This is a genomic window from Streptomyces sp. NBC_00691, from assembly GCF_036226665.1.
In the GTDB taxonomy this organism is placed as follows: Bacteria; Actinomycetota; Actinomycetes; order Streptomycetales; family Streptomycetaceae; genus Streptomyces.
The window spans coordinates 4676200-4691574 of sequence record NZ_CP109007.1 but is presented as its reverse complement, the minus strand read 5'-3'; the positions used below and the strand labels follow the sequence as shown (position 1 = coordinate 4691574).

Genomic DNA, 15375 nt, shown 5'->3' with positions numbered 1-15375 from the left:
CGCCCGGTCGGGGGGTCCGGCGTACGACGGTGGACGCGTGCGCCCGTTCACGAGCGTTCGTGAGACGGATCTGTGACGTGCGCCACACCCCGAAGCTCTCGAAAACATGGGGCTTGGCCATGCGCGTCAAGAGGTGGTAAGCGTCGGGCAATTCGGGCGTTTCATTGAAAACCCGTGATCAAGGGCCAGATGAGCCGTGCCCGATTTGCCCGTTACGGCGTCAATAAGGGCGCCACGGAAGCGGATTAGGAGATTCCGAACGTAACTGTGGCGCAACCCACGTTTCTTGAAGGGAACCGTGAAGCCCTGATAGCGGTTGTCCTCATGTCCCACACCGCTCACATACCCAGCCACCGGAAGCCCCGCCGCAGCGCCTCGAAGCTCGCGCTGCGAGCCGGAGTTGCCGGTGGCGTCCTCGGCACCATCGCGGTGGCCGGTGCTGCCGGGCCGGCGAATGCCGAGCCGGTGACCGAGACCATCGAAATGCCCACCCTGGGCTCCCTCGAGGCCGGCACCGGTCTCGCCTCCGCCGTCGCCGCCTCCGCCGAGGCCTCCCAGCAGGAGGCTCTCGACCAGAGCCTCCAGACGCAGGAGAACCTGGCGCTGCAGAAGGCCGCCCAGGAGGCCAAGACGGCCAAGGCCCAGGCCGACCGCAAGGCCGCGGCCGAGAAGGCCGAGAAGGCCCGCCTCAAGGCCGAGGCGGACGCCAAGGCCGAGCAGGAGCGCAAGGAAGCGCAGGAGCGCGCCTCCCGCACGAGCGAGCGCACCCAGCTCGCCGCCACGTCCGCGAGCGACGGCTCCTCGGACTCCGGCTCCTCGGCCGGTTCCGGCGACTCCCAGACGCAGGCCCCCTCCGGCTCCGCCGCCGCGATCGTGGCCTTCGCCCGCGCCCAGGTCGGCGACTCGTACGTCACCGGCGGCACCGGCCCCAACTCGTGGGACTGCTCCGGTCTCGTCCAGGCCGCCTACCGCGAGGCCGGCATCGACCTGCCCCGCATCTCGTACGACCAGTCGAGCATGGGCACCTCCGTCTCCCTGAGCAACCTCCAGCCGGGCGACATCCTGTACTGGGGCAGCCGCAGCGGCTCGTACCACGTCGCGATCTACGTGGGCGGCGGCAACTACGTCGGCGCGCAGAACTCGTCGACCGGTGTCGTCGAGCGCTCCCTGGACTGGGACATGCCCTCCGGCGCGGTCCGTCTCCTCTGACCGACCCGCACCTCACGGCACGCGAAAGCCGTCACTCCTCGGGGGAGTGACGGCTTTTCCCTGTGCCGTCCCGGTCCGCCCGGTGGTCAGGCCTTCGGGGCGACCTTCGACAGACCGTTGATGATGCGGTCCATGGCGTCGCCGCCCGTGGGGTCGGTGAGGTTCGCCAGCATCTTCAGCGTGAACTTCATCAGCATCGGGTGGGTCAGACCCCGCTGGGTCGCGATCTTCATGACCTTCGGGTTGCCGATGAGCTTCACGAAGGCGCGGCCGAGCGTGTAGTACCCGCCGTAGGTGTCCTTGAGGACCTGCGGGTAGTTCCGCAGGGCGAGTTCGCGCTGGGCGGGGGTCGCGCGGGCGTGTGCCTGGACGATGACGTCGGCCGCGATCTGGCCGGACTCCATGGCGTACGCGATGCCCTCGCCGTTGAACGGGTTGACGAGGCCGCCGGCGTCACCGACGAGCAGCAGGCCCTTGGTGTAGTGCGGCTGACGGTTGAAGGCCATCGGGAGGGCGGCGCCGCGGATCGGCATCGTCATGTTCTCCGGGGTGAAGCCCCAGTCCTCCGGCATCGAGGCGCACCAGGCCTTGAGGACCTCGCGCCAGTCCAGCTCGCGGAAGGCCTTCGAGGAGTTGAGGATGCCGAGGCCGACGTTGGACGTGCCGTCGCCCATGCCGAAGATCCAGCCGTAGCCGGGCAGGAGCCGGTCCTGCGGACCGCGCCGGTCCCACAGCTCCAGCCAGGACTCCAGGTAGTCGTCGTCGTGCCGGGGGCTCGTGAAGTACGTCCGTACGGCCACGCCCATGGGCCGGTCCTCGCGCCGGTGCAGGCCCATCGCCAGGGAGATCCGGGTGGAGTTTCCGTCGGCGGCGACGACGAGCGGGGCGTGGAAGGTGACCTCGCGCTTCTCGTCGCCGAGCTTGGCGTGGACACCGGTGATCCGGCCCGTACGGTCGTCGATGATCGGGGCGCCCACGTTGCAGCGCTCGTAGAGGCGCGCGCCGGCCTTCTGGGCCTGGCGGGCGAGCTGCTCGTCGAAGTCGTCGCGCTTGCGGACGAGTCCGTAGTCCGGGAACGAGGCGAGTTCCGGCCAGTCGAGCTCCAGGCGGACGCCGCCGCCGATGATCCGCAGGCCCTTGTTCCGCAGCCAGCCGGCCTCTTCGGAGATGTCGATGCCCATGGAGACGAGCTGCTTGGTGGCGCGGGGGGTGAGGCCGTCGCCGCAGACCTTCTCGCGGGGGAACGCCGTCTTCTCCAGGAGGAGGACGTCCAGTCCGGCCTTGGCGAGGTAGTACGCGGTGGTCGAGCCGGCCGGGCCCGCCCCGACGACGATCACATCTGCGCTGTGCTCGGAGAGGGGCTGCTCGGTCACGGCGGATTCTCCCGAAGACTCGACGGTAGGGGGCGGTACGGACGTACCGGGGCAGTCTATGGGGGCGGGTCGCGGACCGTCCGGAGGGCCACCCGAAGGACCGTGCGGGCCGAGGGAGACGGAGCGGGATTCGTGCGTCCGCACCACGACGGGACGCCCGTGCACCCGGACGTGGCGGACGCCGTGTACACGGGCGTGGGCGGCCACGGGCTCCACGTGAAGTAGCGCCCGGCCGGACGCGCCAGGGGTCAGGCGGGCTTGAAGCCCCGGTGGAGGGCGACGATGCCGCCGGTCAGGTTCCGCCAGGCCACCCGCGACCAGCCGGCCTTCTGGAGCAGGCCCGCCAGGGTCGGCTGGTCGGGCCAGGAGCGGATCGACTCGGCCAGGTACACGTACGCGTCCGGGTTCGAGGAGACCGCGCGGGCCACCGGCGGCAGGGCGCGCATCAGGTACTCCTCGTACACCGTGCGGAACGGCGCCCAGGTGGCGTGCGAGAACTCGCTGATGACGACCCGGCCTCCGGGCTTGGTCACGCGGTACATCTCGCGCAGCGCCTGCTCGGTGTCCTGGATGTTCCGCAGGCCGAAGGAGATAGTGACCGCGTCGAACACGTCGTCGCGGAACGGCAGCTTCGTGCCGTCACCGGCCGTGAACGGCATCCACGGGTGGTTCTTCTTGCCGACCCGGAGCATCCCGAGGGAGAAGTCGCAGGGCACGACGTACGCGCCCGCGCGGGCGAAGGGCTGCGAGGAGGTGGCCGTGCCGGCGGCCAGGTCCAGGATCTTCTGCGCGGGGCGCGCGTCGACCGCCTTCGCGACCTCCTTGCGCCAGCGTCGGTCCTGGCCCAGGGAGAGCACGTCGTTCGTGAGGTCGTAGTTCTCCGCCACGTCGTCGAACATCGAGGCGACTTCGTGCGGCTGCTTGTCCAGGGAAGCTCGGGTCACCCGGCCATTGTGGCAGCCGCCCGAATTCGTCCTGGTACCGCTTCGACCTTTCGGACCCGAACGCGCTCAAGGACGGGGTGAGTGCATGACAGCCGCCGGCGCACGCCGGCGAGGAAGGCAGGGGTGCGATGGCGATACCGACCGAGGCGAGACCGGGACCCGCGCCCGGGGCGGGGCCCGGCGCCGCATCCGGGGCGGGGCCCGGCCCGGCGGACGGCCCGGCCGGCCCGGCACCGGACGGGACGGCCCACGGACGGGCGGACGGACCGGCCGGCGGATCATCCCGCGGGACGACCCCGACGGCCTGTCCGGGTCGGAGCGCGAGCGCCTCGCCGCCCACCAGCAGCGGGTGGCGGCCCTGCTCGGTCAGGTGCGAGGCCGTGACGTTCGACGGGGACCGTCCGGCGCAGCTGCGCTCGGTGCCGGTCAACGCGTTGGAGACGCCGGGGTCGTACGTGACCTTCCTGTACGGCGGGAGCCGCGTCCGGCTCTCCGTCGAACCCGAGAACGTGTCGGCGCCGGTGACACCGCGACAACTGCTGGCCGTCGCCGAGGCCCCGCGACGGCGCGGCTACCGCTGCCGGAACACCAGCCGCCCGCCGATGACGGTGGCGACGCAGGTGGACGGGCCCAGGCGGACCAGGCCGGCCCGGTCGGGGACGTCGAAGACGGCGAAGCGCGCGGGGCCGCCCGGGATCAGACCGGGCAGGAGGATCAGCGGCGACGGCGAGAAGGACGGGCCGCCGTGCAGCCGCTCCGGGCGCCGGCCGACGGCGAGACCGGCCCGGCGCACCGCGTCGACGGCGGCCCGGCCCCGCAGCTCGCCGGCGACGGCGACCGTCCCGTGGGCCAGGAGCCGCTGCACACCGCGCCGCGCGGAGGCGGCGCGGCGCGACGGGTCGGCACGGAAGATCCGCTGCGCCCGCTCGCCGGGGATCGGCTCGGTGCCGAAGCCCTCGGCCTCCCGGGGGTCCGGGTGGTACATGCCTTCGAGCAGCTCGGGGCCGTACGGGTTGAGGAGTCCGGGCGTGAGGATGCCGGGCCACCGGCGCACCCGGGCCTCGGGCCTGACGGCGACCAGGTCGTCGTACGGGCCGACGGCGGCGATGTGGTCGGCGTCGACCAGGACGGCCGTCTCGGGCGACGCCTCGGCGACGTGGATGGTCAGCACGGGCGCGTCAGTTGGCGTCGAGGAGCTTCAGCTCGGGGTGTGCCGTGCCGCCCTCGATCGCCGTGGACGAGATGTGGGAGGCGACGCGCTCGTCGACCGGGTCGTTCGCCGGGTCGTCGTGGACGACGATGTGCTCGTACGTCGTGGTGCGCTGCGCCGGGACGCGGTCCGCCGTACGGATCATGTCGATCATCTCGCGCAGGTTGGAGCGGTGCTTGGCGCCGGCCGAGGAGACGACGTTCTCCTCCAACATGATCGAGCCGAGGTCGTCCGCGCCGTAGTGCAGGGTGAGCTGGCCGATCTCCTTGCCCGTGGTGAGCCAGGAGCCCTGGATGTGTGCGACGTTGTCGAGGAACAGCCGGCCGATGGCGATCATGCGCAGGTACTCGAGGAGCGTGGCCTGCGTGCGGCCCTTGAGGTGGTTGTTCTCGGGCTGGTACGTGTACGGGATGAAGGCCCGGAAGCCTCCCGTCCGGTCCTGCACGTCGCGGATCATCCGCAGGTGCTCGATCCGCTCGGCGTTGGTCTCGCCGGTGCCCATCAGCATGGTGGACGTCGACTCGACCCCGAGGTTGTGCGCGATCTCCATGATCTCCAGCCAGCGCTCGCCGCTCTCCTTGAGCGGGGCGATGGCCTTGCGCGGCCGCTCCGGCAGGAGCTCGGCGCCGGCGCCGGCGAAGGAGTCGAGGCCCGCCGCGTGGATGCGGGTGATGGCCTCCTCGACGGAGACCCCGCTGATCCGGGCCATGTGCTCGACCTCGGACGCGCCGAGGGAGTGGATGACCAGCTGCGGGAACTCGGCCTTGATGGCGGCGAAGTGCTTCTCGTAGTACTCGACGCCGTAGTCCGGGTGGTGGCCGCCCTGGAACATGATCTGGGTGCCGCCGAGCTCCACGGTCTCCGCGCAGCGGCGCAGGATGTCGTCGAGGTCGCGGCTCCAGCCCTTCTTCGTGTCCTTGGGGGCCGCGTAGAAGGCGCAGAACTTGCACGCCGTCACGCAGACGTTCGTGTAGTTGATGTTCCGCTCGATGATGTACGTCGCGATGTGCTCGGTCCCCGCGTACCGGCGGCGGCGCACGGCGTCGGCGGCGGAGCCGAGGGCGTGCAGGGGCGCCGAGCGGTAGAGGTCGAGCGCCTCCTCGGGGGTGATCCGGCCACCCGCGGCAGCGCGGTCGAGAACAGACTGGAGTTCGGCCTTCTCGGTCACCGGGTGTGTCCCTTTCGGAGGGGTTCTGTCGACCGAACCAGCCTACGCCAGCGCTCCTCACCGCTTCCGTCGGGTGGTGTGCGGGGGCGTGGCGGTAATACGGACGGTCCGGACATGGATAAAGGGGTGAATTGCCGAACGGAGACGCGACGGCGAATTCCGGGAGACCCGTGGAAGACCACCGGGAGATCGACGGAAGGGCTCCCGGAAGGGCGGCGGGAGCCGAATCGGGAACCGGGAACGGGGCCCGGAACGCGCGCGCCCCGCTAATCCCGTGCGGGCGGCAGCAGTTCGACGGTGACGTCGGCCGGGAAGCCGGTCGTGGGGCCGGTCCTGCGGGCGAACTCACGGACCCCGGCGAGCTGCTCGGGACCGAAGCGGAAGTCGAGCGTACGGAAGTACCGCTCCAGCAGTTCGGCGTCGAAGGTCTCCCAGCGGGCGGCCTGCTCGGCGACCTTGGCGACCTCCTCCAGCGAGAGGTCACGGGAGGCCAGGAACGCCTGGTGCACCTCGTGGACGGTCTCCGGCTCGCGCGCCAGGAAGTCCTTGCGCGCCGCCCACACGGCGAAGACGAACGGGAGGCCCGTCCAGTCCTTCCACATGAGGCCGAGGTCGTGGACCTGGAGGCCGAGCCGGGGCGCGTCGTGCAGCGAGGCGCGGAGCGCGGCGTCGCCGATGAGGACGGCCGCCTCGGCCTCCTGCATCATCAGGCCCAGGTCAGGGGGGCAGGTGTAGTAGTCCGGCGCCACCCCGAACCGCTCGGCGAGGAGGAGCTGGGCGAGCCGTACGGAGGTGCGGGAGGTGGAGCCGAGTGCGACGCGCGCCCCGTCCAGCTCCTCCAGGGGCCGCTGCGAGACGATCACGCAGGACATGACGGGCCCGTCGCAGCCGACGGCGATGTCGGGGAGCGCGACCAGGTCCGACGCGTTGCGGAGGTATTCGACGAGGGTGATGGGGCCGATGTCCAGATCGCCCCGCACGAGCCGCTCGCTGAGCTTCTCGGGGGTGTCCTTGGTCAGCTCGAGGTCGAGGAGCGTTCCGGTCCTGGCCAGGCCCCAGTACAGGGGGAGGCAGTTCAGGAACTGGATGTGCCCGACGCGGGGCCGGCTGCGCTGCTGGTCGTCGGTTGCATTGTCCACATCGTGAGGCTAGACCCGTCTCGTACTGTGGGCATCGCCGGGGCACGCGCGTCAGCACACGGAGCGAGATCAAACATGCGAGTGAAGTGATCTTTCCCTCTACCGTCCCGGGCGGCCTGCGTGCTACGCTCAACGCAAGTTGCAGTTTGGTTTCCCTTGCAGTACAGAGCCTGCGGAGCATGTGACCCGCAGGCTTTTGTAGTTTTCAGACTTGTTTGCAGGTTCTGGAGCAGGGCGACCCTTTGGCCCATAGGAGGGCTCATGGCTACCGGAACCGTGAAGTGGTTCAACGCTGAAAAGGGCTTCGGCTTCATCGCCCAGGACGGCGGCGGCCCGGATGTCTTCGTCCACTACTCCGCGATCAACGCGAACGGCTTCCGTTCGCTCGAGGAGAACCAGCTCGTGACCTTCGACGTCACGCAGGGCCCGAAGGGCCCGCAGGCGGAGAACGTCTCCCCGGCCTAAGGTGCCTGGGTCGGCGAAGCACGACTAGAGCAGTACCCAAGGAGCCCCGCTCCGTGCCCTCGGGCACGAGCGGGGCTCCTGCCCTTTGTCCGGGGCTCGCCCGTCCACGAGCGGGAGCCCCGCTCGTCCGAGGGCCCTGCGGCGGCCCTCAGCAGTTCGGGATCACGGTGCCGTTGTTGTCGCGGGCCTCGTCGTTGCCCCAGCGGGACAGGTAGTACGCGGAGACGTACGCCCCGCGCCCGTTCTTCCCGGCGTACACGGTGTCCAGGTCGGTCTTCAGCCACCAGTGGTTGACGTTCCCGGCGGCGTCCCGGATCTCCTGGCCCCAGACCTTGCAGTAGACGTAGTTCGTGCCCCGGTTCAGAACGCCCTGGGCCGCGGTGGTGTTCGCCTGGGCGTAGCCGGTGGCGTTCGCGAAGGTGTCGACCCAGTACTTCCCGCCTCCCCCGCCCGAGCAGCCGTTGTCGCTGTTCAGGGACTTGGAGCCGTACGAGCCGGGGTAGGGCGCGAGCGAGGAGCCGTTGATCACGATGGACTGGCCGACGCCGTTGTAGAGCTGCTCGTAGTGGATGTGGGCGCCGGAGCTGTTGCCCGTGCTGCCGGTGGTGCCGATCTGCTGGCCCTGGGAGACCGCGGCGCCGTCGGCCACCCCGTACGTGTTCAGGTGGAAGTAGTACGTCTTCCAGCCGCCGCCGTGGTCGACCACGACGTAGTTGCCCGCGCCGGACGGCTGGGAGTAGCGGTACGCCGTCCCGGACGCCGAGGCCAGGACCGGGGTGCCGGCGGTCGTGCCGCCGTCGGACCGGACGAAGTCGAGGGCCTGGCGGACCTCGGCCGAGTGATGGCTGTACGTCCAGGTCTGGCCGCACGGGAAGGGCGCCTTGAAGAGCGGCGCGGCCTGGGCCGGGGTGGTGGTGACGAGCGCGGTGAGCAGGCCCGCGACGAGCGCGAGCAGGGTGCCGAGGGGGGTGATCCGGGCACGCATGCGTCCTCCGGTACGTGGGGGTTGGGGTCCTGGGGACAGGGGTCGACGCGCGTTGACCAAGAGGGAACGGACCACAGCGTGCCGGAAGATCGCGTCTCGCAGAAGACGGCGAAGACCACACCCGTACCGCGGGGCTTACGTAGTCTGGACACATGACCGAACGCAAGCCGCCCGGAGTCAGCTTCGAGTCGTTCGTGGACAAGCAGATCCGCGAGGCGTCGGAGCGTGGCGAGTTCAGCCGCCTTTCGGGCTTCGGAAAGCCGCTCCCCGACGACTCGGCACCGTACGACGAGCTGTGGTGGATCAAGGGGAAGATGCACCGCGAGGGCGCGTCCGTGCTCCCGCCCTCACTGGCCCTGCGCAAGGCCGCCGAGGACGCCGAGGAAGCGGTGGCCGCGGCCGTCTCGGAGAGCCAGGTCCGCCGGATCCTCGGCGAGATCAACACCAGGATCGCGGAGGCACTGCTCCGCCCGCCGGCCGGTCCGCCGCTCCACCTCAAGCCCTTCGACGTCGAGGCGACGGTCGAGCGGTGGCGGGCGGGGCGGAGCGCGTAGCCCTGTTCGGCGTAGCCCGTCCTCCCCGCTCACTCGCCGTCGAGAGGAGCCCCTCATGTCCCCCATGAACAGCGCCGGCCTGCTGGCCGACTCGTTCGGCCGGATCCGGGACGCCGTCCACGAGGCCGTGGAGGGCCTCACCGAGGACGAGCTCGCCGCCCGGGTCGATCCGGACGCCAACTCGATCGCCTGGCTCGTCTGGCACCTCACCCGGATCCAGGACGATCACCTCGCGGGCGCCTTCGGCACGGACCAGCTGTGGGACACGGACGGCTGGCGGGACCGCTTCGGGCTGCCCTTCGGGAAGGGGGCGACCGGGTACGGCCAGACGAGTGCCCAGGTGGGCGCGGTGCGCGCCCCGGCCGAGCTGCTGCTCGGCCACTACGACGCGGTGCACGCGCGCACCCTCGACCTGGTGCGGCCCGTGACGAACGCGGACCTGGACCGGGTCGTCGACGCCGCCTGGGACCCGCCGGTCACGCTCGGCGTGCGCCTGGTGTCGGTGATCGCGGAGGACCTCCAGCACGCGGGTCAGGCCGCGTTCGTCCGGGGCGTGGTGGAGCGGCGGTAGCACGGGACCGGCCGGCCCCGCACAACCATCGGTGTCGATCATGAGTCCAACCGGTGTGCGGCGACCGCCGCAGCCGGTTGTTCTTGGGGGGAATCCACCGTGCAGTACCGCTCGTCCACCCGTCTTCTCGCCGCCGTCACCGCCGCCCTCGCCGTCACGGCGGGAACGGCGCTGGCAGCGGTGCCCGCGACCGCCGCCCCGGTGACCGCCGTCCGGGCCCCGGCCCAGGCGGCCGCCGTGATCACGCTGCCCCACCCCACGGAGATCGTCAGCGCCGGAGCGACGGGCTACCTCACCCGCGCCGTGTACCCGTCCGGCACCGAGTACCGCTGGACCCAGTACAACGACGGTCCCACCAGGTTCCTGACCGAGCCCCGCACCACTTTCACGGGCGGCCAGTCGGACATCGTCTTCTCCCGCAAGGAGACGGAGTCCACCTACTGGATCAACGACATGAACCGCACCGACACCGGCATCCGGTACGGGCTGTCCCACAACGACCAGCGCTACGTGCTCCGCGGCACAGCCGGCGAGACCCTGGTCATGTCGTACACCGACGAGGACACCGGTGTGCTCGACGTGAACCTGGTCAGCCGCACGACGGGCACGACCACCATCCGCGACGTCACCGTCATCCCCGGCAACGCCCGGCTGGGCCGCGTCTGGGCCAGCACCCCCGGCGTCGCACTGATCCAGTACTCCACCGGTACCGGCACCGGCCTGCGCACCTTCCTCGTCGCCGTCGACACCGCCACCGGCCAGGCGGTGGACAGTCCGCGCCAGACCCACTCCGAGCAGACCGGCGCCGACGCCTTCGTCTCCCGTACCCACTGGGCCTGGATCGAGCGCACCACCTCCCACCGCGTCCGGCTGGTGACGACCCTCCGCGGCATCGACGCCCCGGAGGTCACCACGGACCTCGGCCAGGCCTCGACCGGCGCCGACATCGACGTCAACCTGGTGGGGAACTGGGTCACCACCAGCGAGCTCAACGGCGGCACCGCCCCCGTCGCCTCGGCCCTCTTCCCGCTGACCGCCCGCTCCCTGGCCGACCCCCGCACCACGGTCAAGCTCCTCGACCACGTCTCCAGTACGGCCACCGCCCCCAACGGCGACCTCTACGCGCGCGGTGGCACGGTCGCCCTGGGCGAGGGCATCTACCACATCCTCCCCGGCGACAACGGCATACCGGTCGCCGCCCTGGTGGCCAGTACCGAGGCCCCCACCTACCTGGCCCTCACCTCCACCGACGTCCCGTCCACGGTCGACCTGGACAAGAACGGCGGCAAGGTCGTCCTCGGGTGGCAGCTGTCCCGCCAGAACGCCAGCGGCAAGGTCACCCTGCGCCACGTCCGCACCGGCAGGACCCTGGAGTTCCCGTTCGAGAACCAGGCCGGGGTCCGCCGCGAGTGGCAGGGCACCCTGGCCGACGGCGTCCCCGCCCCCAACGGCGACTACACCTGGCAGCTCGACGCCAAGCCGCTCAACGGCGTGGGCCCGGACCTCAAGAAGACGGGCACCTTCAAGGTGACCCGCGCGGCGGGCCTGCACGACTACGACGACAACGGCGCCCCGGACCTGCTCTCCCGCGACGCCTCCGGCCGGCTGTGGCGCGACGAGGTCAGGAAGACCTCGTCCTCCTCCGACTACTGGTCGCTGGAGAGCAAGCTCGTCGGCCCCGGCTGGAACGGCTACGACCAGATCGAGGCCGTCGGCAACGTCGCGGGCGCCCCCGCCCCCGACATGGTCGCGCGGGACACCTCCGGCGTCCTCTGGCTGTACCTCGGCAAGGGCGACGGCACCTTCGCCGGCCGCACCAGGATCGGCGCCGGCTGGAACGGCTACAACAAGATCACCGGCGGCAGCGACCTGAACGGTGACGGCTGGTCCGACCTGCTCGCCACCGACGCGTCCGGCGTCCTCTGGGCCTACCAGGGCACGGGCAGCTGGTCCTCGCCCTTCCGGGGCCGGGTCAAGGTCGGCGGGGGCTGGGGCGCGATGAACCAGATCACCGCCGTCGGCGACATCGCCGGTACGCCGCAGGGCGACCTCCTCGCCCGGGACACCGCGGGCGTCCTCTGGCTCTACCAGGGCGCGACCGGCTCCTCGTTCGCCGCCCGGGTCAGGGTCGGCTCGGGCTGGGGCGCGTACACCCATCTCGTCGGCATGGGGGACGTGGACCGCGACGGGCACGGCGACCTGTTCGCCTACGGCAAGGGCGGCTCGTTCGTCTACCGGGGCACGGGCACCGCGGAGGCGCCGTTCGGCCCGCGCGAGACCAGCTCCGTCTACCCCGCGACGCCGACCCCGCGTCACCCGATCGTCTGACGCGTGAGGGCGGGGCCACCGATCCCCCGGCCGTCCGACGTGTTGCCACCGGCCACCGGCGGCCCCGCCCGAAGGAGGGACGACCGATGGAGTCGATCACCACGACCCTCCCGGCGGAGTTCTGGACCGTCCGGTACGTGGGCTCCCGCTACCCGGGTGCCGCCGCCGTGGCCGCCCGGCCGGGGCTCGCGGCCGGGGCCAACTGCCAGCTGTTCGCGTACGAGGTGCTCAGGCACCACGGTCTGATCCCCCCTGAGCTGCGCTCCTCCGAACTGTGGAGCGACACCGCGGCCACGGTCCACGCGCCGGTGGCACGGCCGCTGGACCTGGTCCTGTTCAACTCCACGGCCGTCGCGTACGGGGCCCATGTCGGCGTCCACGTCGGGGACGACGCGATCCTCCACCTCTGCGCGGAGGTCGGGCACCCGGTGGTGTGGAGGGCTGCGGACTTCGCGGCCCGCGAGCGGTACGCCGTCCGGCTCGGCGCCAAGAGGCTGCGGAACACGCCGGATCCGCCCGAGACGGGCGGGCCGTCCGGCGGTCCGGAGCGCCGGACGGATCCGGAGCACCGAGAAACAGATCGACAGGGACGAGGTGATCGGGGACGCTACGTGCGATGACAAGAATCCACGACACCCCGTCCGCGTGGGACGAGCGCACCCAGCTCACCACGTTCCTCGACTACGCGCGGGACACCGTCCGCGCCAAGTGCGAGGGCGTCTCCGCGGAGAACGCCCGCAGGGCACCCCTGCCGGGCTCCCCCCTGATGACCTTGAGCGGAGTGGTCAACCACCTCCGCTGGGTCGAGTACTACTGGTTCCAGATGGTCTTCCTCGGCGAGGAGGACAAGGGTCCCTGGACCGAGGAGGACCCCGACCGCGAGATGCGGATCGCGGTGGACTTCCCCCTCGCGCAACTGCTCGACGAATACGCCGAACAGAGCGCCCGCTACCGCGAGCTCGTCGCCGGGAACGACCTGGACACCCGGGCCGAGCGAGCCATCCGCGACGGCCGGCACGTCGACCTCCGCTGGATCCTCCTCCACCTCGTCGAGGAGACCGCCCGCCACAACGGGCATCTGGACATCCTGCGCGAGCTGGTGGACGGCACGACCGGGTCCTAGCATCAGACGCATGACCAGGACCTTCGTTCTCTTCGACGTCGACGGCACCCTCATGGACGCCGTCGCCAACCAGCGCCGCGTCTGGCACGAGTGGGCCGCGCGGTACGGCGTCGACGGGGACGAGGTGTACGCCGTCGCGCTCCGGACGCGGCCCGTCGAGACGTTCGCGGCCGTGGTCCCGGGCCGGGACCCGGCCGAGTGCCTCGCCCTGCTGCACGCGCTGGAGGACGAGGACGTCCGGACGGGCTCGTACGCGGCCTTCGACGGGGCCGCCGAGCTGCTGAACGCCCTTCCGGCGGGCCGATGGGCGCTCGTCACCTCGAACTACGAGCACCGGGTGCGGGGTCGGTTCGAGCGGACCGGCCTTCCCATGCCGGGGCTGATCGTGGACGCGGCGTCGGTGGCCGAGGGGAAGCCGTCCCCGGTGCCGTACCTGCTCGCGGCCGAGAAGCTGGGCGCGGACCCGGCGGACTGCCTGGTGATCGAGGACGCACCGTCCGGAGTCCGCTCGGGCCTCGCGGCCGGGATGACGGTCTGGACGGTCAACACGGAGGCCCCGCACCCCGGGGCCCACCGGCACTTCCGGACCCTGGCGGAGGCCGCACCCCACATCGTGGACGCACTGGAAGGCCGAGGAAGTGGCCTGCCGGAAAGGGCAGTTCACGCCTGAGCGGAGTTCCGGGAGCGGGCACTCGGAGCACATGATGCGGGTATGAAGATTCCCGACCGACGGATCGAACTGTTCAGCGGCGCCGAGAGCGGGCACCGTTTCGGCGGGCCTGCGACGGGCGACGAGAAGACCATGCTCGTGGCCATGCTGGACGCCCAGCGAGCCACGCTGAAACTGAAGTGCTCCGGGCTGACGGCGGAGTTGGCCGTGCGCTCGGTGCCGCCTTCCTCACTGTCCCTGCTCGGCCTCGTGCGGCACCTCGCCGACGTGGAGCGCCGCTGGTTCCGGTCCGTGCTCGCCGGGCACGACGTCGAACTGCGTTTCTCCTCCGTCGAAGCCCCCGAGGGCGACTTCGACGGCTCCGACCCCGAGCCCGGGACCGTCGCGGAGTCCTGGGCGGCCTGGGAGGCCGAAGTCGCCTTCGCGGAGGCCTTCGTGGCCGAGGCTCCGCGCCTCGACGCCGAGGGGTACGACGCGTGGCGGGGGACGGTCTCCCTGCGCTGGGTGCTCATCCACATGATCGAGGAGTACGCCCGTCACAACGGTCACGCCGACCTGATCCGCGAACGGATCGACGGAGCGGTCGGGGTGTGATCCACAGCGTGCGCCGGCCGCCTCGGGCCGGTCTCTCAGGGCGGGCCGGGTGGGTGAGTGGCGGGTGGGACCGCCCTCTCTCCGAGAGTCGCTCCTTCCGGCGGCGCGTCAAGGGCGCTCCCTGCGGTCGCGTCGGCTTCGCCGATTCCGCTGCGCTCCACCCTTGACCCACCACCTCCAGAAGCGAAGACACTCTCGGAGGGCGGTCCGGGGGCCGGGTCCACGCCGGGCCCCGGGCAGTGGCCACTCACCGTGGGCGGGCGTGGGGCCGGTGGGGTGGGGCTGGGTTCGCGGCCGGGGCGAGTGGGGATCCGCCGGTGGGTTCGGGGTGCGCGGTCGTTGAATGGGGCGGCCGGGCGGCGCTCAGCGACGAAAAGCCGGTTGATGGCGGGGCTTCAAGCCCCGCTGGTCACTCCCGGCGGGTCGGGGCGTGAGTAACTCGACATTACTCCGAGTAACTCACCCGGGAGGGAAGGGCGAATGGGGTGAATCGCTCTTATCGGGCGATGAAAGTGCAGGAAACTCTCGCCCACCGCTCCCACCACCCACGCACAGCGACCAGCGGGGCCTGAATCCCCACCCGACGACGACGGGCAGCCGCTAAGCGCCGCCGGGCTGCCCCATTCAACGACCGCGCACCCCGAAGCAAGGGAAAGCGGCCCGCCCCGCCCCGCCGCGAACCCAGCCCCACCCCACCGGCTGGCACCCGCCCACGCCGACCCCGGCCACTACCCGGACCCCCGCGCGGCCCCGCCCCCGGCCGCCCTCCGAGTGTGAAAAGGCGGCCTGCGCCGCCGGGTCAAGGGTGGGCACAGCCCATCGCGCAGCGACGCGACGAAGGAGCGCCCTTGACCCGGCGGTGCAGGACGCCACACTCGGAAAGAGGGCGGCCGCACCCGAGACCCACGAACCCGGCCCACCCCCGACACCCCACCCCGTTCACCCCCCATTCGAACTCAAGTTGGTTCCCGTACAACCCCCCTGACTGCTCGTAGGTCTCTTGAGGTGCGGCGCGCGAAGCGCCCGCAATCTCGACAATCGG

At 71.3% G+C, this 15375-nt stretch carries 15 protein-coding genes; 9 read left to right on the top strand and 6 right to left on the bottom strand.

Annotated features, from left to right (window positions below; translation table 11 throughout):
* The first annotated feature begins 324 nt into the window (after nucleotides 1–324).
* Nucleotides 325–1209 (top strand): C40 family peptidase, encoded by an 885-nt coding sequence (locus tag OG392_RS21235; RefSeq protein WP_329281752.1) that lies wholly within the window; start codon nucleotides 325–327, stop codon nucleotides 1207–1209.
* 86 nt (nucleotides 1210–1295) lie between these two features.
* Here OG392_RS21235 and OG392_RS21230 read toward each other — a convergent pair whose 3' ends face one another.
* From OG392_RS21230 to OG392_RS21210, 5 genes are all read right to left on the bottom strand, one after another.
* Nucleotides 1296–2582 (bottom strand): geranylgeranyl reductase family protein, encoded by a 1287-nt coding sequence (locus OG392_RS21230; protein ID WP_329281749.1) that lies wholly within the window; start codon nucleotides 2580–2582, stop codon nucleotides 1296–1298.
* Between the two features lie 248 nt (nucleotides 2583–2830).
* The gene (locus OG392_RS21225; RefSeq protein ID WP_329281747.1) at nucleotides 2831–3526 is read right to left on the bottom strand and encodes a demethylmenaquinone methyltransferase; all 696 of its coding nucleotides are present in this window, start codon (nucleotides 3524–3526) and stop codon (nucleotides 2831–2833) included.
* A gap of 571 nt (nucleotides 3527–4097) precedes the next feature.
* Nucleotides 4098–4697 (bottom strand): imidazolonepropionase-like domain-containing protein, encoded by a 600-nt coding sequence (locus tag OG392_RS21220; protein ID WP_329281745.1) that lies wholly within the window; start codon nucleotides 4695–4697, stop codon nucleotides 4098–4100.
* A 7-nt stretch (nucleotides 4698–4704) separates the two neighbouring features.
* Nucleotides 4705–5904, bottom strand: coding sequence for a cyclic dehypoxanthinyl futalosine synthase (mqnC, locus tag OG392_RS21215; protein ID WP_329281743.1), 1200 nt, complete (start codon nucleotides 5902–5904; stop codon nucleotides 4705–4707).
* Between the two features lie 266 nt (nucleotides 5905–6170).
* On the bottom strand, nucleotides 6171–7043 hold the full coding sequence (locus OG392_RS21210; RefSeq protein WP_030318861.1) for a menaquinone biosynthetic enzyme MqnA/MqnD family protein: 873 nt from the start codon (nucleotides 7041–7043) through the stop codon (nucleotides 6171–6173).
* Between the two features lie 261 nt (nucleotides 7044–7304).
* Between OG392_RS21210 and OG392_RS21205 the strand changes: the two genes are divergently transcribed.
* Nucleotides 7305–7508 (top strand): cold-shock protein, encoded by a 204-nt coding sequence (locus OG392_RS21205; RefSeq protein ID WP_015035453.1) that lies wholly within the window; start codon nucleotides 7305–7307, stop codon nucleotides 7506–7508.
* Between the two features lie 148 nt (nucleotides 7509–7656).
* Here OG392_RS21205 and OG392_RS21200 read toward each other — a convergent pair whose 3' ends face one another.
* On the bottom strand, nucleotides 7657–8493 hold the full coding sequence (locus OG392_RS21200) for a M23 family metallopeptidase (RefSeq protein ID WP_329281740.1): 837 nt from the start codon (nucleotides 8491–8493) through the stop codon (nucleotides 7657–7659).
* Nucleotides 8494–8645: 152 nt separating this feature from the next.
* On the opposite strand from OG392_RS21200, the gene OG392_RS21195 reads away from it, so the two are divergent.
* The 7 genes from OG392_RS21195 to OG392_RS21165 all read left to right on the top strand — a co-directional run bounded on the left by OG392_RS21195 (nucleotide 8646) and on the right by OG392_RS21165 (nucleotide 14333).
* Nucleotides 8646–9047 (top strand): J-domain-containing protein, encoded by a 402-nt coding sequence (locus OG392_RS21195; protein WP_329281738.1) that lies wholly within the window; start codon nucleotides 8646–8648, stop codon nucleotides 9045–9047.
* Between the two features lie 64 nt (nucleotides 9048–9111).
* On the top strand, nucleotides 9112–9618 hold the full coding sequence (locus OG392_RS21190; protein WP_329287382.1) for a mycothiol transferase: 507 nt from the start codon (nucleotides 9112–9114) through the stop codon (nucleotides 9616–9618).
* Between the two features lie 99 nt (nucleotides 9619–9717).
* A complete protein-coding gene (locus OG392_RS21185; RefSeq protein WP_329281736.1) occupies nucleotides 9718–11946 on the top strand; it encodes an FG-GAP repeat domain-containing protein in 2229 nt (742 codons plus the stop codon).
* A gap of 86 nt (nucleotides 11947–12032) precedes the next feature.
* A complete protein-coding gene (locus tag OG392_RS21180) occupies nucleotides 12033–12566 on the top strand; it encodes a hydrolase (protein WP_329281734.1) in 534 nt (177 codons plus the stop codon).
* Nucleotides 12563–13069 carry a DinB family protein gene (locus tag OG392_RS21175; protein ID WP_329281732.1) on the top strand — a complete coding sequence of 169 codons (507 nt, stop codon included), beginning with the start codon at nucleotides 12563–12565 and terminating at the stop codon, nucleotides 13067–13069. The genes OG392_RS21180 and OG392_RS21175 overlap by 4 nt, the downstream gene beginning before the upstream one ends.
* 10 nt (nucleotides 13070–13079) lie before the next feature.
* A complete protein-coding gene (locus OG392_RS21170; protein WP_329281730.1) occupies nucleotides 13080–13739 on the top strand; it encodes an HAD family hydrolase in 660 nt (219 codons plus the stop codon).
* A 42-nt stretch (nucleotides 13740–13781) separates the two neighbouring features.
* Nucleotides 13782–14333, top strand: a complete 552-nt coding sequence (locus OG392_RS21165; RefSeq protein ID WP_329281727.1) for a DinB family protein — start codon at nucleotides 13782–13784, stop codon at nucleotides 14331–14333.
* Nucleotides 14334–15375: the final 1042 nt, after the last annotated feature.